Raw genomic sequence first — 20,292 nt, 5'->3', positions numbered from 1 at the left:
TCTCGGACAGTCTTTTTCACATGTTATTCGTCTAAACCAATTGACACATACTTCGTTTCTAAATAAGGTTCGATGCCTTCGATGCCGCCTTCACGGCCAATACCGCTCTCTTTCATACCGCCGAAAGGTGCCTGCACAGCGGATGGTCCCCCGTCATTCCAGCCAATAATCCCGTAATCTAGATTCTCAGATATATAGAGACCATTGCGGTAATTCTCTGTAAAGAAATAAGCCGCAAGTCCAAAAGGTGTATCGTTCGCTAATTCAATGGCTTCATCTAATGTGCTAAATGTCGTAATTGGTGCAACTGGACCAAACGTCTCTTCATGCATAATGTTCATTGAAGGGTCGACATGAGTTAGCACCGTCGGCTGAACAAAATAATACGACTTCTCCTCGTCAAAATGTGTATCGCCGCCGACAAGAACTTTCGCCCCTTTATCCACGGCATCTTGAATTTGGTCGACAATTTTATCGAAGCCTCGCTTATTGATAATCGGTCCGATGGACGTGCCTTCTTCAAAGCCATTTCCTACTTTCAGCTTTTCCACTTCTTTGCTGAAGCTTTGCGCAAATGCTTCATGAATTTCTTCATGGACGATTAAGCGATTGGCACAAACACACGTCTGGCCTGCATTACGGAATTTAGATGCCACTGCTTGTTTCACAGCCAATTCAAGGTTGGCGTCCTTATCGACGATCAGCGGGGCATGACCGCCAAGTTCCATAGAAACGTGTTTCACCGTGATCGCACTGTTTTTGATGAGATGTTTTCCAACTGGTGTTGAGCCAGTAAACGTGATCTTGCGGATCAATGGACTATCTGTGAAGATTTCCCCCACTTCTTTTCCATCTCCAATCACCCATTGCAAGGCATCCTCTGGAATTCCGGCTTCATGGCCTAATTTCACAAGCTCAATGGCCGTAAGCGGCGTGTCTTCAGCAGGTTTCACGATAAACGTACAGCCCGCCGCAAGCGCTGGTGCCGCCTTCCTTGTAATCATCGCCGCAGGGAAATTCCATGGTGTAATGGCGGCAACAGGACCGACTGGCTGTTTTGTGACAAATAGGCGTTTGTTTGTCGTATGAGATGGGATCGTTCTGCCGTAAATCCGCTTTGCTTCCTCTGCGTACCATTCAATATATCCAGCGGCATAGACGATTTCCCCTAATGCTTCTTGATACGGCTTCCCGTTTTCTTCTGTGATGATTTTTGCAAGTCTTTCTTTATGCTCGATCATGAGATCAAACCACTTGCGAATGATATTTGCACGTTCATGGGCTGACGTTTTTGCCCATGTTTTGAATGCTTTGTGTGAGCGAGTGATCGCATCTTCAATCTGTTCTTTTGTATGCTGAGCAACTGAGGCAATTTCTTCTCCGGTTGCAGGATTATACACTTTGAGTTCGTTTGTCATGCTCTACCTTCTCCTTCGTTCTTGGATTCATTACATATAGTATATACCCAATGAGTGCCCAACCTAAAAGCAAAATCCATTCAGCTGGCCATGATAAGGAAGCCGGCATCCCTGGAAAATAAAATGAAAGAAAAAGGAAACTAAGTCCAATGGCTAAAACGCCGGTCGTCCGCCAATATTTAATGCGGTATGGACGCTCAAGCTCAGGTTCTGTCTTGCGAAGTCTCATAAAGGCAATGGACACAATCAAATACCCAACGATGATGCCCACACCCCCTGCATTGACAATCCACACGAGGGCAGGTCGGCCTAGTAATGGTGCAAAAAAGGCCAATGCACCTAAGAACAAAATGGCATTTGTCGGAGTTTTATACTTCGGATGAATATACGCAAACCATTTGGAAATCATGCCTCTTTCCGCCATTGCGTAGAGGATACGGCTTGCACCAATGATAAATGCATTCCAGCTCGTCACAATGCCTGCTACACCACCAATGACAAGCACAGTCCCAAACGCCTGATGACCAAGAAGCTGTACCATGGCATCTGCTGTTGCTAGTGATGAAGCCTCAAGCTGACCTTTTGACAACCCTGCCGCTACTCCAAAGACAATGAGCAGATAAAATACAACCGCACTCACAATGGAGATAATCAAAATTCTCCCGATGATTTTCTTCGGTGCGTTAATCTCCGCCGCTACCTGCGGGATGACATCAAACCCAACGAATAAAAAGGGAATCATCACTAACACAGCCATCAGACCGCCAATCCCGCCTTGAAACATCGGCTCAAGGTTTGCAAAATCTCCATTAAATGTAGCTCCGCCTAATAGAAGAAAACCTGTCAGGATAATGGCCACTGTGAACACCGATTGAAAAATAGCAGCAGGCTTTGCGCCAATGTAGTTGAGAGCTGTTAAAAACAGCGCACCGCCAGATCCAATCAATACCCATGTAAAGTAAACATCCCATCCTCCTATATTCCATAGGAAACCAACATGCTGTGTTGGAATGACATAGTCAATGACTGTCGGAAGTGCGACAGCTTCAAACGTAATCACGGACACATAACCGAACAATACGCCCCATGCGGAGACAAACGCTGATTTGATCCCAAATGCCCGCTGGACAAAGACGAGTCCTCCGCCTGTTTCTGGAATCGCAGAGGAAAGCTCTGCATACGTTAGTCCAATAAAGATGACGAGAATGCCCCCTATGACAAAGGCAATCACACTTCCTAAAAATCCAGCTGTTAAAATCCAATCTCCCGAAAGTACAACCCAGCCCCAGCCAAGCATTGCACCAATGGATAAAAACAGTACGTCTGACTGCGACATGGTTTTAGCCATTTGTTGTTTTTGCATACAACCATCCCCCTTTGTTGTTTAGCGTGCTGTGAAGGCGTCTTCGATAATCCCTAGTCCTTCTTGCAGCAGCTCATCTGTGATGACAAGTGGTGTTAAAAAGCGAATAATATTCCCATTGATCCCTGCCGTTAATAAGAGTAGTCCGTGCTTGTTTGCATAGGCTGCAATCGCTGCGGCTGTCTTCTTATCTGGTGTACGCGTTTTTTGATCTTCCACAATTTCAATGGCCGCCATTGCCCCTAATCGCCGGACTTCCCCGATGAATGAATACTTACTTCTCCACTCATTCGCTTTGTCCTCAATGACTTGTCCAATGTGTTCAGATCGTTCATTCAGTTGTTCTGTTTCAATAATATCAAGTACAGCCAAAGCCGCCACACAGCCTAATGGACTGCCAGCATACGTCCCCCCTAGCTCCCCTGGGTCCGCTGCATCAAGTAATTCTTTTCTGCCAACAACACCGCTCAGCGGCAGGCCAGCTGCAAGTGATTTTGACACAGTGATTAAGTCTGGCACCACATCGTAGTGTTCAATCGCAAAGTATTTCCCTGTTCTTGCGAATCCTGTTTGGATTTCATCTGCCACGAATACGATGCCATGCTGCTGGCAGAATGAAGCGACGTGCTGGACAAAACGCTTCGATGGTACAATGAATCCGCCCTCCCCTTGGACTGGCTCCATCACCACACAAGCGACCGTTTCTGGTGCAACGGTTGCGACAAAGAATTGATTGAACTGATCAATGATGTATTCGTCGTAGGCTGCATCGCTTAATCCTTCAGGTTTTTGATAGTAATAAGGATACGGCGCTTGATACACCTCTGACGCAAATGGGCCGAATCCAAATTTATAAGGCTTGACCTTGCTTGTCATGCTCATCGTCATATTCGTTCTTCCGTGGAACCCTCTTGTAAAAGAGACAACCGCTTGTCTTTTCGTATATTTACGGGCAATTTTCACTGCGTTTTCAACTGCTTCGGCACCTGAATTTAAGAAAATGGCTTTTTTGTCGTGGTCGCCTGGTGTGAGGTGGCATAGTTTTTCTGCCAATTCGATATAGGATTCGTACATCATGACATTAAATCCTGGGTGAATCAGGCTATCTGCCTGTGCTTTGACTGCTTCCACAACCTTTGGATGGGAGTGTCCTACATTTAATGTACCGATGGCGCCTGCAAAATCGATAAAACGATTGCCATCAATATCGAAAAGCTCGGCTCCCTTTCCTTTCGCTGCAAGATGACGGTTGCCATTACTTACGCCTCTTGCGACGTATTGATCTCTTTTCCCCTGCCATTCCTCTGTTGAAAAACGGTTTGTTGTCGTTTGACTCATTGTCATCCATCCCCTTTATGTCTTTTTTATTATTCTGAATATTTTTTGGTATGATAGAAAGTACCAATATCATTTTTTTCATGGTACCAGAGAGGATGGAATGACGAGATGCTGACAATTCAACTAGATCAAACAGGGGAAAACGGGTTTATTTATCATCAAATTTACACGAAAATTAAAGAGGAAATTTTAAACCGCAACCTGCAACCACACGATCAATTACCATCTAAACGAGAGTTAGCAGATACTTTAAACGTCAGCGTCAATTCAGTGAATGGCGCCTATCAGCAGCTGCTTGCCGAGGGATATTTATATTCAGTTGAACGGAAAGGCTTTTTTGTGGAATCACTGGAAACATTTCATGAATCAGGTCAACTGAAACCCTCTTCCCTTCCAGCTGATTTAAAAGAGAATTCGATTGAGCGAGATGACTGGTATTCCTTTTCACATATTTCTGTTGATACAGCCAATTTTCCTTTTAAAAGCTGGCTGAAAAGTGAGCAAAAAGCGATTCATCTCCACCAAGAAGCCTTTGGTGAGCTGCCGCACCCACAAGGCGTCTATGAGCTACGGGAAACGATTGCCCGGCTGATTGGACTTGCACGAGGGGTCAAATGCTACCCTGAACAGCTCATTTTAAGTGCGGGTACACAGTCACTCATTCATTCATTATCTAGCATCCTTCCAGCTGATCAAATATATGGATTAGAAAACCCCGGCTATCGCAGACTGTATCAAATGCTGAAAAACAATCATCACCGGATTGAAACGATTGGCATTGATCGAAAAGGGGTGCGGATGAGCGATATTCAGAAGAAAGAGCCAAATGTGTTGATCATTACGCCTTCTCATCAGTTCCCAACAGGGGTGATCATGCCGATTTCCCGGCGGATACAGCTGTTAAACTGGGCGGCTGATCAGCCAGACCGCTATATCATTGAGGACGATTATGACAGTGAATTTAAGTATGGCACAGACAGCATACCGGCACTGCAGAGCCTTGACCGCTATGACAAAGTCATTTATATGGGGACCTTTTCGAAATCATTGCTTCCCGGCTTGAGGATCAGCTACATGGTGCTGCCGCAGCATTTATTAAGACGCTATAAGGAAGAACAGCACTTTTTTATTCAAACGGCCAATCTTTTTACACAATACACTCTTCTTTATTTTATAAAAGATGGCGCCTATCAGCGGCATATTAAAAGAATGAATGGGCTATATGAGGAAAAACGAAAACAGCTTATTGGAGAGCTTGACACTGTCTTTCGTGACAACGTACGAATTATCGGGGAAAATGCAGGGCTGCATTTTATCGCAGAATTCCGCTCAGATCGGACGCAGCATGAGATTTTACAACGCGCCAAAGACCGAAAGCTGAAAATGTATGGGATGGACCGTTTTACCCTTGATGAGCATGTGCCTGGTCACAAAGAAGGCTTTGTCCCGCTCGTCCTCGGTTTCTCGCATATGCGGCCAGAGGATATTAAGCCAGCGGTGAAACGCCTGTATGACTCGATTTATGGGAAATAAAACAGCTCATGTAGATGAATCGTGGCGCTCCTTTGACGGGACTAAACCCACAGAGGAGTGTTACGATCACATTCTTTCATAAACGTAATAGTTGATGTGAATATTTTTTTCTAGCAATTTCACGAGTGTTTGAATGCTTTTTAAGTTGGTTGGAAGTAACGCAATACCATCTCCCTGTTCAACGATTTTGATCATTCCTTCAAACGAATCTAACTCAAATAAGGTTCGATCACCCAGCATACGTCTGGCCTCATGTCTTAATGGGCAAAGCTGATCACGATTCACGACCAATGAGATATCATCATCGTATATTTCTTTAGATTTTCCATACACGTTCAATGCCAAGCTCTTTACCTCTTTTAATTGATATTCCGCTTTTTCCATTTGATTAAAAGAAATAATTTGATCATACACATCCTCTGTTAACTTTTTGTTGATCGTATTTGATGAAGCAATGATAAAATCAGTGGCTTGAATATCCTCTAAAACATGCTGCTCGTATAAAACGGTAAATAGAAGCTCAGAGCATAAAACGGTCTTTTTCTTTGAAGTCAATTTTTGTTGAATGGCCTTCGTTTCTTTTACGATTTTTTGAGCGTATTGATAAAATAAATCCCCCTGTCCTGTTGAACTGATTCCATGATGATGCCGGATAAAAAATGTTGCATCATATAAAGTTTCAAGCGCTTTGATTCTTTGAGAAATATTGGATTGCGCATACCCTAAAGCTTTAGCCGCTTGATTAATCGATTCTTTTTGATACACCTCTATAAAAATAATCAAATCATTTATATTCATCATGATCACCTATCACTTTTTGTGATAACAATAACACAAATATGTATTATTCAACTGGTTTGAAGTCGATTATGATGGCTATTGAAAGGGAGTGTTTCTATGCATGCCATGCAATATCATGTGGATCTGCCTGCGGATTATGATATGAATATCATTAGAAAAAGAGTACGAAACAATGGATGGAAAACAGATGGATATCAGGATTTATTATTTAAAGCTTATTTGATCACTGAAAAAGACAAACATAGGAGTTTACACAATGGCTATTGCCCATTGTATATTTGGAAACAATCTGAGGGCATGACGGATTTTGTGTTTAAGGGGTCATTTGATCATATTTTACGTTCTTTTGGCTGGAAACAAATCAATATTGGCATCACGTATTCCGTTCATTTAACAGATGATTTTCATCGTAGCACATTCGTTCTTGAAGAGTATGTGACGATTCATCCTACTGATTGCCTGGAAAACCTAGATATCGCTCATCTCTTTTCCCATTTTAATGACAATAAGGGGGAAGTCATCGTATATAACCCCGATAAATGGAAATGCGTCAAATATTCTTTTCTAGACTCATTGCCAGTGAATATAGAGAAGCAAATTCACACTTATGAGATTATCCATCTGTCTATGGATCATTCAATGGCCTAATTCCGTTTTACACGAGACGCATCACAAATCCCCAAGGTTACAATGCCTTGGGGATTTGTCATTTATTGATGCAAAATTCTCTTACCACCGCTCCTTGTCTACAGCTAATACGGATGACAAGAGGCCTGGAAAAGCGGTATCAATGTCGTCCTTTCTGAGAGAGTAGTAACGGTGCTTCCCGTCAATTCTCACTTTCACGATGCCTGCTTCTCTTAGTACTTTAAAGTGATGCGATAGCGTGGACTTGGCAATGTTCATATCATACGTACCGCATGTTCTCTCACCCGCTTCTGCTAAGCAGCGGACAATCTCCAGCCGAACAGGGTCAGCCAATGCTTGCAGCACAGAAATGAGTCTCATGTTTTCTTGGGTTGGATGATTTGGATTATTCATACGATAAATGTATCGTATTTTGTTCTAACATACAATCTCGTTACTCGCCTATGACATTGTAACGTGACAACCTTTGGAAACGACTATGACTCATAGACACTATTTTGAAGGGAAGAACCTTATTTGACACGTACAATATGGACTTGCTTATTCATGCTCTTATTGGCAACGAGCTTATGCGCCTGCCAATCTGTTCAGCAATTTGAGTCAAAACCACCTAGTGCAGAAGAGTTATTAGCTCTCGATCCACAGGCAGATTTATTTCAATGGGAAGAAACGATCTATGAAACAAACATAGATTGGACAAAATCATTAAATATAACAAAACATCAGCAAGTAGGTGTCATTCAGAAAACAGCTACCACACATTTTGAACATGGAACAGCTTCTCGGTTGAAAAAAGGAACACCTATTTACTCTGTCAAGGAGCGAGAAGACCTTTTAATCGCCGAACGTAACGGACAGATCCACATATATGCCGCACATGCGGAAGGATAAAATACCTGTCATCAGATAGGTATTTTTTTAAGTTCATTTTCTTGTCATGTGCCATTGGTTTTGTTATCATAGCAAAAGTGACCACTCGGTTTCCATTGTGACCATATGGTTTTGCCGATTCGGAAAGGACTTATGAAGATGAACGAAAAGCAAGAAGAGATTTTGCGGGTGTCGAAGAAATTATTTTCTCAAAAAGGCTATATGAGTGTCTCCATGCAGTCAATTGCTGATGCCTGTAAAATATCAAAAGCGTCTATTTATAAACTGTTTGATTCAAAGGAAGCTCTTCTATTGGAACTGATTAAATACAATCAGCGCAAAATGAGAGAGATTTCTCAGATCATTCATTCCGAAACGACGCTGTCCAAAAAGGAAAAATTCACAAAAAAGATTAAGCTTGAGCTTGAAGAGTTTAAAGAGAATCATAAATTTTTGAATATGCTGTCCTTTGAAGCTTTTTCACAGCATTCGCCCATCGTCATTAAGCATTTACGTGAGACACGCTCCATTATCATGCAGCGACACAGAGACATCATTTTAAGCACATATGGTGAATCTGTTGCGCCTTATGTGTGGGATCTTGTGATTGTCCTCAACGGATTAATGAGAGAATTTATCTTGATGTTGGCGATCGAGCACAAGAACATCCAATTAGAAAATGCCGCCGAAATGATCATCGGTGTGATGGATCGTGTATCAATAAAGCCTTGCTCCATTGAGCCTGTGCTAACAGATCAGCTGATGGACTCTTATTTGCTTTCCACACAGGAAGAATATGATGAAGAAAAGCTTGTCATCTCGTACTTAACAAAGATGAAACAAGAGCTTCACACACTATCAAACGGAGAAGAAAAGGACGATCTCCTCTCTGCGTTTGAGCTGCTGAGTCAAGAACTGTCAAAGGACCAACCGAGAACCTTTTTAATCAGCTCATTGCTTGATTATTTAGGCAAACACAGCGTTTTATCTCAAAACGTGTCACAGCTGAAAAGCATTATTTTATAGATAAAGAAGGGATAATATGAACCAATCAACAACATCGTATAACCGGTCTGTGATTGTTGGGATTTTCCTCGTTGGGGCGTTCGTTGCGATCTTAAACCAAACGCTTCTCATTCCAGCGATCCCGCATATCATGGAGGAATTCAATATCGATGTCAGTAAAGGCCAATGGCTGACCACAGCCTTTATGCTGACAAACGGGATTCTCATCCCAATTACGGCCTTTTTAATTGAGAAATTTTCAAGCCGTTCCTTAGTCTTAACGGCTCTTAGCATTTTTACAGCAGGTACCATTCTTGCTTCGTTCGCCACGAATTTCCCGGTGCTACTTGCAGCACGTATCGTGCAGGCAGCCGGCGCAGGAATTTTGATGCCGCTCATGCAAACGATCTTTTTAACCATTTTCCCAAAAGAAAAACGCGGGCAAGCCATGGGTATGGTCGGACTAGTGATTTCATTCGCACCGGCGCTTGGACCAACACTTGGCGGCTGGATTGTCGATTCCTTTAGCTGGAAGTTCTTATTCTATATTGTTCTTCCAATCGGTATTATTGATCTCATTCTTGCTTTCTTCTTAATGAAAAATGTCACACAGCAAAGAGACACTCGTATCGATGTCTTATCGGTGATCCTGTCTTCCTTCGGATTTGGCGGACTGCTGTACGGATTTTCAAGTGTCGGAACGTATGGTTGGACGAGTGCGACCGTTCTGATTTCACTCATTGTCGGCGCTGTAAGCTTGTTCTTCTTTATCCTGCGTCAGTCGAATTTGAAAAGACCGATGCTTGAGTTTGGCGTCTTTAAGTTTGCGATCTTTAGCTTAACGACCTTCCTCGGTATGCTCGTCTTTGCTTTACTGATTGGAACAGAGACGATTCTGCCGCTCTATACGCAGAATGTCAGAGGGTTATCTGCCCTTGATACAGGGCTGATCTTATTGCCAGGGGCTCTCTTTATGGGATTCCTATCACCGATTATCGGACGAATTTTTGACAAAGTAGGCGGTAAAGGGCTGGCTCTAGGCGGGTTTACGATATTAGCTGTCACTTCCCTGCCATTTATGATGCTGAACCTTGATTCATCGATTGCCCTCATTACAGTGGCCTACACACTTCGCTTAATCGGGGTTGGGATGATCATGATGCCGCTGACAACAGCCGGTATTAACTCGTTACCACCGCATTTGATTCCGCACGGGACAGCAATGAATAATACGATGAGACAAATGGGCGGCTCTATCGGGACGGCTGTGCTTGTCTCCATTATGAGCAGCTCTGCTGCCAATGCAGCATTATCCGATCCAATGAAGTCAGCCGTTCATGGTATGAATACGTCATTTATCGTGTCTGGTGCTATTGCGGTCATTGGACTCGTTCTCTCGTTCTTCTTAAAAGAAAAACGTAAAAACAAAGTGATGAAGCAGGAGCTATCTTCTTCGTCCTCTTCTTCATAAAGACAAAGAGCTCGGCATATCGCCGGCTCTTTTTTCATCTATTCACACATAACGTCCTCCCCAAAAATACATTTGTTCATTCAGAGAAGAAAAACCTTGATAATTTGAAGAAAAGAGTTGATAATAGAAACTATTCAATTTGTGAGAAAATTTTTACTATAGGAGATGTATGCATTGAAGGTCGTTAAATTTGGTGGCAGTTCTCTTGCTTCTGGCAAGCAGCTGCAAAAGGTATTTGACATTGTCACAGCAGATCCAGCTCGAAAAGCAGTCGTTGTTTCCGCACCAGGAAAACGGCATTCAACGGATACGAAGGTCACCGATCTATTAATTAGTTGCGGTGAACAATATTTACGTTTAGGTGAAGCACACGATTTACAAGAAGCTGTCATCGAGCGATATGCCTCGATTGCGGATGAGCTGGGGTTAGGTCAAGACATTATTGACACCATCCGGCAAGATGTAAACACGTTATTACAGGCTGATTCTTCTCATCCTGAGCGTTATCTTGATGCGATTAAAGCAAGCGGTGAAGATAATAACGCAAAGCTGATTGCAGCCTACTTTCAGCATCAAGGCGTCGAAGCGCACTATGTGAATCCAAAAGAAGCCGGTCTATTTGTCAGCGACGAGCCTGGTCAAGCGCAAGTCCTTCCAGAATCGTATGATCATTTGTACAAATTAAGAGAACGCTCTGGCATTATTGTGTTCCCTGGCTTTTTCGGTTTTAGTCTAGCGGGTGATATCGTCACTTTTTCCCGTAGTGGATCAGACATTACCGGTTCCATTTTGGCAAATGGACTGAAGGCAGATGTGTATGAAAACTTTACGGATGTGGATGCAGTCTACGCCGTCAATCCAACGATCGTTCATGAACCAAAGGAAATCACAGAGCTGACGTATCGTGAAATGCGTGAATTGTCCTATGCGGGTTTTTCTGTATTTCATGATGAGGCACTTATTCCAGCCTTTCGGGCAGGCATTCCTGTTCAGATTAAGAACACCAATAATCCAGCGGCCAAAGGCACAAAAATTGTAAATCAACGGGATCATACGAATGGCCCTGTTGTGGGAATCGCGTCAGACAATGGATTTTGCAGTATTTATATCTCTAAGTATTTGATGAACCGAGAAGTGGGCTTTGGACGTAAGGTGTTGCAAACGTTAGAGGAATATGGACTTACGTATGAACACGTGCCTTCTGGCATTGATGATATGACCATTATTTTAAGGCAGGATCAGCTGGAGGAGCAGCAGATTGAACAAGAGCTTTTAGACCGATTAAAGCTTGTGCTTGATGCAGATGAAGTGGTTCTAGAGCGGAACCTCTCGCTTATTATGGTCGTAGGAGAAGCGATGCGTCATAATGTTGGTACAACAGCAAGAGCGGCAAAAGCGCTGTCAAAAGCCAAAGTGAATATTGAAATGATCAACCAAGGCTCTTCAGAGGTGAGCATGATGTTTGGCGTCAAAGCAGCTCAAGAAAAAGAAGCCGTTCAAGCCTTATATGAGGAATTTTTCTCTATGTCCACGGTGCCTGTCACCATTTAATCAGCAGACTGTCAGATCTCCGGATCGGCAGTCTTTTTGATCTCGCACGATTTGCGCATTAAAGTATATCTATTTCTCGTTTGATTTTGTATGATAGAGACAAATCAACTATTGTTCCGGCCATTGATCGGAGCTACAAGGAGTCCTAATCCATGCCTCGTCAACAACTATTAAAACAGTTTCGCAATTTTCATGATGCTTCTACAAGTATTTTAAACATGATGAGTCAATTCATTCATATGAATACACTGTTTATTGCTAAAAATGATCAAAACACCAATCAGATTGTGAAGGTGCTAAATCATGACGAGCAGCTTCTTGAAGAAGGGGAAGAAAATCCTTACGAGAAGACATTTTGCAAGCTGGCGGTCGATCATCGCGATACGCTGTTGATCCCTGATATCCGCTTGGACGAGCGTTCAAAAAACTTAGACGTCACGAAACAGCTGCAAGGCGGCTCATTTATTGGGGTTCCCATCGATTTTACTGATGGTACGAACTATGGAACAATTTGTGGACTTGACCTAAGGCCGCAGCAATTTACAGAAGAGCATGTTCATATGTTTGAAACGATGGCATCTTTGTTGAGTTACGTCTTAGAACTCGACCAGGCCAATCGGCAGATTCAGCAATTATCTGTACCGATCGTACCTGTTGTTGACGGTGTCGCCGTGCTCCCTCTTCTTGGTGATATCGAAGAGACACGTGCGCAGCATATTTTAGAAACCATTTTACAGGAAAGCTACAGGCTGTCGCTCTCTCATTTGGTCATTGATGTTTCAGGGACAAAACGACTCAATGAACAAAGCATTCAATACTTGGTCAGCTATGCGCAAACGTTAAGACTGTTAGGCATCTCAGCTGTTTTAACAGGAATTAAGCAAGACCTTGCGCTGAGTGCGATTCAATCGAATATTTCATTTAAAGACATCACCATTCGTAAGGATTTACCGCAGGCACTTGCTCATATCGGCCTAACGTTCTCCAAAACAGAATAAGTGATGATACACCAAAAAGGGCTAAACAGAGTTTAGCCCTTTTCCTGTGGGAGCGGCAATCGAATGATAAATGTTGTTCCCTTATGTTTTTCACTTTTTAAATCAATCTGTCCGTCATGCAAGTCTACAAGCTGCTTGACAATCGACAGGCCAAGTCCGTATTCTCCATATGGTGTATTCGTTCTCGAAATATCCGCTTTATAAAAACGTTCCCAAATGTGTTTGACTTCTTCAGGTGCAATGCCGATTCCCGTGTCTTCTACTTCAATGATCGTTTCCCCGTTCTCTTCTTTCCCTCTCAAAGAAATACGGCCGCCTTCTGTAAATTGGATGGCGTTCTTTGTGATGTTGACGAGGATTTGAATGAGCCGGTCATAATCTGCGTATACCTTTTGTTCAGGGTGAACCTCTACCATGAGCTGATTGTTTTTCTCTTCAGCCATTCGGCTCAGCTGCTCCTTAATCACTTCAAACGTATCAATGAGTGGATAGTGAAATTTTTGAAGGGTGATTTGATTCGACCTGATTTTCTCATAATCCATATTTTCATTGACGAGACGCAGCATTCGTTTTGTCTCATCAGTGATCAGCGCATAGCATTTCTCTTTCTCTTCTGCCGGCACATCCGCAGTATTCAGCCATTCGACCAATCCTCGAATGGTCGTCAGCGGTGTTTTCAATTCGTGAGACACATCCGCAATGAATTGGCGTCTTCGTTTTTCGAGCCGGTCAATTTCCTCTCTTGACCGTTGAAGACGATTGGCCATCATATTAAAATCCTCACCTAGTGTGCCAATTTCATCAAGGTGTTTGTTTTCAAGATGAATGTTGTAATCACCATGCGCAATTTTCTCAGTTGCCTCTCTCAGTTTTTTGATACGATTCACATGGAACTTCGACAGAAACAGGCTGAGAATAAAGGTAATCGTCAATGCCACAAACACGATGATATATAAATACCGGTTCATTTGAGCAATCAGCTCTTCTGCTCCTTGAATAGGAGCTATGAGCACCACCCCGCCCTTCAGCTTTCCGTCTTCCATGACAGGAAGTGCCACAAGTGATGCTTCTTGATCAAGCCGGCGCGAATCACTTCGCTTGACAATGATTTCTTCTCCTTTTGCAAGCTTGGCCCACAAATCTTTTGTGAGTAACGCTTCATGCGGTGGCATCTCTTGCTGCTGAGACAGCACAGTCCCTTTTTCATCAAAGACGAAAAAACGGATTTGTCTTGTCGAAAGAATGTCTTCAAATGGACGCAAACGGAAGTTCATCTCGGCTTTCGACAGTTGTTTAAAATTCTCCAAAATTTCATTCCCATACGAACTCATTTCGTCTACCCTATTTTGATAGGCAATATCTTTTACAAAATGAGACATGAGGGTGCTGATAATAATGATGGCAATGAGCAATAACCCAAGGTGACTAATCAGCAACTGGTAAAAATATTTAATCTTCATCGAACTTATACCCTACGCCCCATACCGTATACAGAAAGGGCTTAGGTCCGTCTCCGATTTTTTGGCGCAATCGTTTAATATGAACATCAACTGTTCGTTCATCACCATAAAATTGGTATCCCCAAATTTGCTCAAGCAATTGTTCTCGTGAAAATACTTGCCGAGGATGCTGAATAAAAAAGCACAGCAGATCGTATTCCTTTGGCGTTAAATTTTCGATCCGTTTCCCCTCTAGAAACACTTCTCTCGTTTTTTTATCTAACTGAAAATGTTCGGTCTCTAGCCGTTCACCCTCTTTCGCTCCTTCTTGAGTAGATGTTGTTTGAGCAAAACGTCGTTTCACTGCTTTGATTCTTGCCATTAAGGTGAGCGGACTAAAGGGTTTTGTCACATAATCATCTGCCCCAAGATCGAAGCCCAGCACCTGATCAGATTCCGTTTCCTTTGCTGTCAGCATAATAATCGGAACATCACTGATCTGGCGTACTTTTTGACAAATGGTCAGACCATCCATTGAAGGAAGCATGACATCTAAGATGAGCAGATCCCAATCCTCCTCTTGCTTAAATCGATTCAATCCATCTAATCCATCATGGACGAATTCCGCTTGAAATCCTTCTCGTTGAAAAAACATATCCGTCATTGTACAAACACTCTGGTTATCTTCAATCATTAATATTTTCATCATCAGCCTCCGCTGTTGCCTTTGTTTTTCTTTATGTAGCTTTATTTTACATGTTCCTTCTCAAATCTCAATTGGATTGATACGATTTCATGAACTTATCATGCTTTGGTCATCTTTTATTCATACTTTTTGATGGAGCTGACATTTTGGGGAATCACATTGTTCTTTTTTAATATCGTAGAATGGCAAAATGAAGGAATTGTAGAGGATAGTCTAAGATGAGGACAGTGTCATTTACGTTCTTTCAGATGAAGAAGTCTCCCATTTAGTAAAAGAATGAAATGACACGCTTCCTGATCGTTATAAATGGTCTATATAAAACAGTTTGGAACTGGACATGCATATCCAGGGCGGTGTGCCCTAACGAAGCTAATTGTGATTTTCTATAAGGCACCCCATTTCGATGCGAATTTCCTTTTTCTTTATATCTTCATTTGAATAAGAATTGACATTTAATCCAATCAGTTGAAAGCCATTTTTCAAATAAAACTGGATAGCTGGAAAATTGGATGATTGGGTTTCTAATACAATCATTCTAACTCTCAATTCACGAGCGCGTTTTTTTGCCATTTTAATGAAAGTGCTGCCAATACCTTTTCTTTTAAATTGTTTATCCACATATAAATCATGAATGAGTAATGTATTATTCCATTTCATGTGTTGAATGACTATAATTCCAGTTTCTTCACCATTCATCTCTGACACGTAAACCTCTGAACCCTCTTTATATGGATCGAAAATCTCCTCTTTTAGATTTTTTTTAACTGGCGCTTCAAATACTTCTTCTGTAAGGGAGATGTTCCAACCATTGTGACTGGTTTCCATATGAATTTCATAGTATTTTTCAGATGTATATTGATAATATACTTGTTTTCCTTTAGGATAATTTTTTTGATAGATACGACGAATAGTTAACATTTCATACTCCCTTCATATCAATGATTTAAATCTTTAAACGTACTACTAAATTCGTCGATTTGCGATTTGATACCTTTAAAAATACACCTAAAAGATAAAACTCGTTTTGCCTCTGTCATAGAATAGGGTCGTTTTTAAATGTGATTGTTGTAGATCAATTGTTCACCTGACGAAGAGAATATCTTCTTTGACGTCATAGAGTGTATTCACTCTTATAAGAATAAGGACATTTAAAAAGCTCATCTCCAAAGATGAGCTTTTTTCATATCACACGAGCAACTTCAGATAGGCAGTATCATTCCCCTCTTCAACCGCCTGTAAAAGCTGCTTTGCCTGTGATGTGCTAGTGACGCTGCTTAACTTTTGTAGGATGTCTTCTGTCGATAACGCACAGCCTGGTGCTCCCCGGGGGATATCGACCCGTTTGCTGATGGTGGTGCCGTCAGATAAGGTGAGCTTTACAATCGTAAATCGTCCTTTTGGCACTGCGTCTGGATGGGGTTCTATCGTTTGATCATATACTCTCTTCACCCGCTTCATCCATGTCCGCAGCTCTGGTGAAATGGCTTTTTTCGTAAAAGCATCCAGTGATAAAGGTTGTCCAAACACCGCTAGTGCGATGACATACTCGACACTAAATCGTCCCTCTTCTCCCGTCAGAGGTGTCCGCTCCGTGAGTGCTGCATCTCCGCCAGGCGGAAACATGACGTCGACCTGTTCGATCTTCCCCTGTAAGGAAGAGTGTTCTTGTACTAATGACTCGATCGCATCGGCTGCATGATGCGCCGCTGAACAGAACGGATACACTTTAAACCATAGACCTGGCGACACGATACGCCACGCAGTGCCATAGTCTTCTAGCAGACGTCTTTCCGCTAGTTTCTGATCCCCATAGAGAGAAAAGAAGCCCAACTCTCCATCCAGAAGCGATTCACTCCCGCCAAAACCTGAGCAAGCTAAATCCATGGACCATACGGCTGTTTTAGCGGCGAGGCCAGCTTGTAATGGTTTCATATCAGTCCCAAACTGCTTTCGCATTCCAGCTGATTGCGCACCTGCAAAGCCGATCGCTTTCGCCAGCTCTTTCTGTGAAACTTGTTTCAAATAACCAATCGCACAGACTGCTGCAATGGCTCCGAGAGTTCCGGTATTATGCCAGCCCCGTTCATAGTGCGACTTGCCGATGGATTCACCTAGCCTTGCCATTACTTCGACGCCAGTAATGTAGGCTGCTAGAAATCGATCACCGTACGCCTCCCCGTTGGTCAGCTGGGAAAGCAAGGCCGGGATGATGACCGCACTTGGGTGTCCTCTCACATCAGAATGCACATCATCATAATCAAGGGCGTGAATCAGGTAGCCATTTAGCATGGCTGCGGATTGACGGCTGACCTTCTTTCCTTGTCCAATGACGGGAATTTGAGCCGCGCCGCCTTCTTGTTCCACCAGCGCCATGAGTTTCTGAATCCCTTCATCCTCTTTTGCAGCAAGCGCTGCTGCCGCAGCGTCTAACAGACCGTTTCGAGCCATTTGAACGGCCTGTTGATCTTGCAGCGGATCAGCAGAGAGCACTGCCTCTGCGAGCTGTTTCGTTAGTTCCATGATCTTGACTCCAACGCCCGAACCGCAAGCTCGGCAAAGAAGGCAGCGGCAACAGGGAGTGCATCTTCATTTAACGTAAAGGCAGGGTGATGCCATTCCTCGGTACCGCTCGTCCCCATCCAGACGAAAAAGCCTGGAATGCGTTCTTGGTAAAGGGCAAAGTCTTCTCCGCCTGGTGACTGCTCTGCCTGTACTACTGCGAGATCAAGCGCTCCTGCCGTTTCTTCCACAACCTTTGTCAAACGCTCGTCATTCATCACAGAAGGCAAATACGGATGCCATTTCACATCTGCCTTTGCGCCAAACCCTTCTGCGATACCGCTCACGATTTGTTTCATGAGATCTGGAATCATCGCTCTCACTTCAGGCTCAAACGTCCGAACGGTCCCTTCCATCTCGACGCGATCAGGTATCACATTCCATGATGTGCCGCCTTGAATACGTGTGATGCTGACAACCGCATGATGCAAAGAACTAATGCGGCGGCTGACAATTTGCTGTAGGGCGCTTGTGATCTGACCGCTGATGGCAATCGGATCAATTGTGTGATTTGGAATTCCAGCATGACCACCCGTTCCTTGAATGTCGATTTCAAACCGATCGACACTCGCCATTAACGCTTTTTCTCTTATCCCGATGGTGCCAACTGGCAGGTTAGGTTTATTGTGCATACCAAATATCGCATCGACTCCATTTAAGACGCCTGCCTCTATGACGTGTTTCGCTCCTTGCGCCACTTCCTCAGCCGGCTGGAACAAAATGCGCACTGTTCCCTTGAGCTCATGTTTCCGTTCGTTTAATAGGACAGCCGCACCAAAAATCGAAGCGGTATGGAAATCATGACCGCATGCATGCATTTTCCCCTGTATCTTTGAAGAAAATGGTTCGCCAGATGCTTCTTCAATTGGAAGTGCGTCAATATCGGCTCTCAGAGCAATCGTTGGTCCCTCTTGTTCTCCTTTGATTTCACAAACGACCCCTGTTTGAAGATCTGGGAAATCGAGCACTGTGATCCCTTCCTCTTGTAACCAGCCTCGTAGTTTTTTTGTCGTTTCATACTCTTCAAATGCTAGCTCTGGATGCTCATGAAGCGCTCGGCGCATGTTAATTAAACGTTTGTTTAAAGCTTCATTTCCTAATGATTTCATTGATACTCACCCCTCTAAAGAGTAAAAAGCAGCTTATGCTTCTTCAGCCGCTGCTTCTTTTTGGATAAATCGTTTTGTTCGTTCATTCTTCGTTTCGTCAAATAGTTCGGTTGGCGTTCCCTGCTCAATGATATGACCATCTGCCATAAAAATGACATGATCTGCTACTTCTCTTGCAAACGCCATTTCATGTGTCACGATGATCATCGTTGTTTCTTGAATGGCAATGGATTTAATGACTTGAAGCACGCCTGAGACAAGTTCTGGATCGAGTGCTGATGTTGGTTCATCCAGCAGAATCGCATGTGGATCAACCGCTAAGGCTCGGGCAATCCCGATTCGCTGCTGCTGACCGCCGGATAGTGTAACCGGATAGCTGTCAGCTTTTTGTTCTAGCCCTACTTGTTTCAATAGCTCCATACCGATCTCATTTGCCTGCTGTTTTGTCATTTTTTTCGTCACAAGCAGTGACTCTGTAATGTTTTGCAGGGCTGTTTTGTTTTTGAATAAATTATAGTTTTGAAACACCATGGCCGTTTGCTGGCGCAGGTGATGGGCTTCTTTACGTGTATATTTAGACGCATTCAGCTTTGCATCGCCAATTTCAATCGTACCTTCGTCTGGCGTTTCTAATAGATTTAGACAGCGCAGCAATGTTGATTTACCGGAGCCAGAAGGTCCGATAATGGCCACAACCTGCCCTTTCTGCACGTCAAGATTAATTCCGTCTAAGACGACAAGGTCGCCGAATGATTTTTTCAAATTGGTGAGCTTGATCATGTCCACACCTCCTTAATTCCGGTAAGGTTTGCTGATTTTTCGTTCAAATAGGTCTTGCAGGAAACTATAAATGATGGTGAGCACCCAATACACAATGCCAACCGCTAAATACGTTTCAAAGTACTTATAGTTGGCCGATGCAATCATTTTCCCTTGCGCAAACATTTCTGCCACCCCAATGGTAAAGGCAAGCGATGTTTCTTTTAAAAGTCCAATAAAGGTATTCCCCGTCGCTGGAATGGCATTTCTGACGGCCTGCGGGAAAATAATTCTGACGTAAGACTGCCATCTTGTCATGCCGACAGATAAACAGGCCTCAAGCTGCCCTTCATCCACTGAATTAAGAGCCGCTCTAAAAATTTCTGCTAAGTACGCTGAGTTTTTAATACTTAAACCGATAATGACCGCTGTTAAGGCATCCATTGAGGTCATCGCAGGGAATAGCTGCGGAAGACCAAAATAAATGAGAAAGAGCTGAACCAAAGTTGGAACCGCTCTGAAAAAAGAAATATACAGCTTGGCAAATTGGTATAAGACAGGTATCCGGTTTTTCGTTATAAGCGCGAATACCACACCAATGATAATGGCAAATACCATGGAGACAATCGCCATGAAGATCGTTATCGGCAAGTATTGAATCAAGGTTGGAAAAACCGTCACCATATACTGCCAATCAATGTGATTCATGTCTGCTTTTCACCGC

General features: G+C 43.2%; 19 protein-coding genes. 7 read left to right on the top strand and 12 right to left on the bottom strand.

Translation table 11 applies throughout. The annotated features are described in order from the left end of the window. Positions 1–23 precede the first annotated feature (23 nt). From NSQ70_RS02245 to gabT, 3 genes are read right to left on the bottom strand one after another with little or no spacing between them, the layout of a single operon-like run. The gene (locus NSQ70_RS02245) at positions 24–1,418 is read right to left on the bottom strand and encodes an NAD-dependent succinate-semialdehyde dehydrogenase (protein WP_342502416.1); all 1,395 of its coding nucleotides are present in this window, start codon (positions 1,416–1,418) and stop codon (positions 24–26) included. Continuing rightward, positions 1,393–2,781, bottom strand: a complete 1,389-nt coding sequence (locus tag NSQ70_RS02240) for an APC family permease (RefSeq protein ID WP_024720202.1) — start codon at positions 2,779–2,781, stop codon at positions 1,393–1,395. The genes NSQ70_RS02245 and NSQ70_RS02240 overlap by 26 nt, the downstream gene beginning before the upstream one ends. 21 nt (positions 2,782–2,802) lie before the next feature. Then, positions 2,803–4,119: a 4-aminobutyrate--2-oxoglutarate transaminase gene (gene gabT, locus NSQ70_RS02235; protein ID WP_024720201.1), complete on the bottom strand. Its 1,317-nt coding sequence runs from the start codon at positions 4,117–4,119 to the stop codon at positions 2,803–2,805. Between the two features lie 108 nt (positions 4,120–4,227). Here gabT and NSQ70_RS02230 point away from each other — a divergent pair, with 108 nt between their 5' ends. Continuing rightward, a complete protein-coding gene (locus NSQ70_RS02230; RefSeq protein WP_256689009.1) occupies positions 4,228–5,652 on the top strand; it encodes a PLP-dependent aminotransferase family protein in 1,425 nt (474 codons plus the stop codon). 66 nt (positions 5,653–5,718) lie between these two features. On the opposite strand, the gene NSQ70_RS02225 is transcribed toward NSQ70_RS02230, so the two are convergent. Then, entirely contained in the window at positions 5,719–6,450 is a 732-nt protein-coding gene (locus NSQ70_RS02225; RefSeq protein ID WP_342502415.1) for a LysR family transcriptional regulator, read from the bottom strand. Between the two features lie 99 nt (positions 6,451–6,549). On the opposite strand from NSQ70_RS02225, the gene NSQ70_RS02220 reads away from it, so the two are divergent. Continuing rightward, on the top strand, positions 6,550–7,101 hold the full coding sequence (locus tag NSQ70_RS02220; RefSeq protein WP_024720198.1) for a DUF4865 family protein: 552 nt from the start codon (positions 6,550–6,552) through the stop codon (positions 7,099–7,101). A gap of 81 nt (positions 7,102–7,182) precedes the next feature. Here the strand turns inward: NSQ70_RS02220 and NSQ70_RS02215 are convergent, their stop codons facing one another. Then, positions 7,183–7,494, bottom strand: coding sequence for a metalloregulator ArsR/SmtB family transcription factor (locus NSQ70_RS02215; protein WP_041508257.1), 312 nt, complete (start codon positions 7,492–7,494; stop codon positions 7,183–7,185). A 123-nt stretch (positions 7,495–7,617) separates the two neighbouring features. On the opposite strand from NSQ70_RS02215, the gene NSQ70_RS02210 reads away from it, so the two are divergent. The 5 genes from NSQ70_RS02210 to NSQ70_RS02190 all read left to right on the top strand — a co-directional run bounded on the left by NSQ70_RS02210 (position 7,618) and on the right by NSQ70_RS02190 (position 12,996). Then, entirely contained in the window at positions 7,618–7,992 is a 375-nt protein-coding gene (locus NSQ70_RS02210) for a hypothetical protein (protein ID WP_159160180.1), read from the top strand. Between the two features lie 138 nt (positions 7,993–8,130). Continuing rightward, positions 8,131–8,997 (top strand): TetR/AcrR family transcriptional regulator, encoded by an 867-nt coding sequence (locus NSQ70_RS02205; protein ID WP_224559208.1) that lies wholly within the window; start codon positions 8,131–8,133, stop codon positions 8,995–8,997. 16 nt (positions 8,998–9,013) lie between these two features. After that, positions 9,014–10,447, top strand: coding sequence for an MDR family MFS transporter (locus NSQ70_RS02200; protein ID WP_017358520.1), 1,434 nt, complete (start codon positions 9,014–9,016; stop codon positions 10,445–10,447). Between the two features lie 174 nt (positions 10,448–10,621). After that, positions 10,622–11,998: an aspartate kinase gene (locus NSQ70_RS02195; protein WP_160758162.1), complete on the top strand. Its 1,377-nt coding sequence runs from the start codon at positions 10,622–10,624 to the stop codon at positions 11,996–11,998. 152 nt (positions 11,999–12,150) lie between these two features. Then, entirely contained in the window at positions 12,151–12,996 is an 846-nt protein-coding gene (locus NSQ70_RS02190; protein ID WP_024720194.1) for a GAF domain-containing protein, read from the top strand. Between the two features lie 32 nt (positions 12,997–13,028). Here the strand turns inward: NSQ70_RS02190 and NSQ70_RS02185 are convergent, their stop codons facing one another. The 7 genes from NSQ70_RS02185 to NSQ70_RS02155 form a co-directional block, all read right to left on the bottom strand. Then, a complete protein-coding gene (locus NSQ70_RS02185; RefSeq protein ID WP_007498154.1) occupies positions 13,029–14,456 on the bottom strand; it encodes a HAMP domain-containing sensor histidine kinase in 1,428 nt (475 codons plus the stop codon). Next, positions 14,446–15,141, bottom strand: coding sequence for a response regulator transcription factor (locus tag NSQ70_RS02180; RefSeq protein ID WP_058336812.1), 696 nt, complete (start codon positions 15,139–15,141; stop codon positions 14,446–14,448). Before NSQ70_RS02180 ends, NSQ70_RS02185 begins: the two co-directional genes overlap by 11 nt. 369 nt (positions 15,142–15,510) lie before the next feature. Next, positions 15,511–16,059, bottom strand: a complete 549-nt coding sequence (locus NSQ70_RS02175) for a GNAT family N-acetyltransferase (RefSeq protein ID WP_096881002.1) — start codon at positions 16,057–16,059, stop codon at positions 15,511–15,513. A gap of 267 nt (positions 16,060–16,326) precedes the next feature. Then, the gene (locus NSQ70_RS02170) at positions 16,327–17,661 is read right to left on the bottom strand and encodes an MmgE/PrpD family protein (RefSeq protein ID WP_342502414.1); all 1,335 of its coding nucleotides are present in this window, start codon (positions 17,659–17,661) and stop codon (positions 16,327–16,329) included. Further along, positions 17,652–18,809, bottom strand: a complete 1,158-nt coding sequence (locus tag NSQ70_RS02165) for an amidohydrolase (RefSeq protein WP_342502413.1) — start codon at positions 18,807–18,809, stop codon at positions 17,652–17,654. The genes NSQ70_RS02170 and NSQ70_RS02165 overlap by 10 nt, the downstream gene beginning before the upstream one ends. Before the next feature lie 33 nt (positions 18,810–18,842). After that, positions 18,843–19,589, bottom strand: coding sequence for an amino acid ABC transporter ATP-binding protein (locus tag NSQ70_RS02160; RefSeq protein WP_008347264.1), 747 nt, complete (start codon positions 19,587–19,589; stop codon positions 18,843–18,845). A 12-nt stretch (positions 19,590–19,601) separates the two neighbouring features. Beyond that, positions 19,602–20,276: an amino acid ABC transporter permease gene (locus NSQ70_RS02155; RefSeq protein ID WP_007498163.1), complete on the bottom strand. Its 675-nt coding sequence runs from the start codon at positions 20,274–20,276 to the stop codon at positions 19,602–19,604. Positions 20,277–20,292: the final 16 nt, after the last annotated feature.

The sequence above is a fragment of the Bacillus sp. FSL R5-0397 genome (genome assembly GCF_038593395.1).
Classification (GTDB): Bacteria; Bacillota; Bacilli; order Bacillales; family Bacillaceae; genus Bacillus; species Bacillus altitudinis.
Note: the sequence above shows the minus strand (reverse complement) of the source record. Positions and strands in the feature narration are given on the sequence as shown.

Excerpts from the sequence above, each read along its gene's own strand:
- NSQ70_RS02225 (WP_342502415.1), bottom strand. The coding sequence starts at position 6,450 with ATGAATATAAATGATTTGATTATTTTTATAGAGGTGTATCAAAAAGAA.
- NSQ70_RS02165 (WP_342502413.1), bottom strand. The coding sequence starts at position 18,809 with ATGAAATCATTAGGAAATGAAGCTTTAAACAAACGTTTAATTAACATG.
- NSQ70_RS02180 (WP_058336812.1), bottom strand. The coding sequence starts at position 15,141 with ATGAAAATATTAATGATTGAAGATAACCAGAGTGTTTGTACAATGACG.
- NSQ70_RS02215 (WP_041508257.1), bottom strand. The coding sequence starts at position 7,494 with ATGAATAATCCAAATCATCCAACCCAAGAAAACATGAGACTCATTTCT.
- NSQ70_RS02160 (WP_008347264.1), bottom strand. The coding sequence starts at position 19,589 with ATGATCAAGCTCACCAATTTGAAAAAATCATTCGGCGACCTTGTCGTC.
- NSQ70_RS02170 (WP_342502414.1), bottom strand. The coding sequence starts at position 17,661 with ATGGAACTAACGAAACAGCTCGCAGAGGCAGTGCTCTCTGCTGATCCG.
- NSQ70_RS02155 (WP_007498163.1), bottom strand. The coding sequence starts at position 20,276 with ATGAATCACATTGATTGGCAGTATATGGTGACGGTTTTTCCAACCTTG.
- NSQ70_RS02220 (WP_024720198.1), top strand. The coding sequence starts at position 6,550 with ATGCATGCCATGCAATATCATGTGGATCTGCCTGCGGATTATGATATG.
- NSQ70_RS02245 (WP_342502416.1), bottom strand. The coding sequence starts at position 1,418 with ATGACAAACGAACTCAAAGTGTATAATCCTGCAACCGGAGAAGAAATT.
- NSQ70_RS02240 (WP_024720202.1), bottom strand. The coding sequence starts at position 2,781 with ATGCAAAAACAACAAATGGCTAAAACCATGTCGCAGTCAGACGTACTG.
- NSQ70_RS02185 (WP_007498154.1), bottom strand. The coding sequence starts at position 14,456 with ATGAAGATTAAATATTTTTACCAGTTGCTGATTAGTCACCTTGGGTTA.
- gabT (WP_024720201.1), bottom strand. The coding sequence starts at position 4,119 with ATGAGTCAAACGACAACAAACCGTTTTTCAACAGAGGAATGGCAGGGG.
- NSQ70_RS02200 (WP_017358520.1), top strand. The coding sequence starts at position 9,014 with ATGAACCAATCAACAACATCGTATAACCGGTCTGTGATTGTTGGGATT.
- NSQ70_RS02230 (WP_256689009.1), top strand. The coding sequence starts at position 4,228 with ATGCTGACAATTCAACTAGATCAAACAGGGGAAAACGGGTTTATTTAT.
- NSQ70_RS02175 (WP_096881002.1), bottom strand. The coding sequence starts at position 16,059 with ATGTTAACTATTCGTCGTATCTATCAAAAAAATTATCCTAAAGGAAAA.
- NSQ70_RS02205 (WP_224559208.1), top strand. The coding sequence starts at position 8,131 with ATGAACGAAAAGCAAGAAGAGATTTTGCGGGTGTCGAAGAAATTATTT.
- NSQ70_RS02190 (WP_024720194.1), top strand. The coding sequence starts at position 12,151 with ATGCCTCGTCAACAACTATTAAAACAGTTTCGCAATTTTCATGATGCT.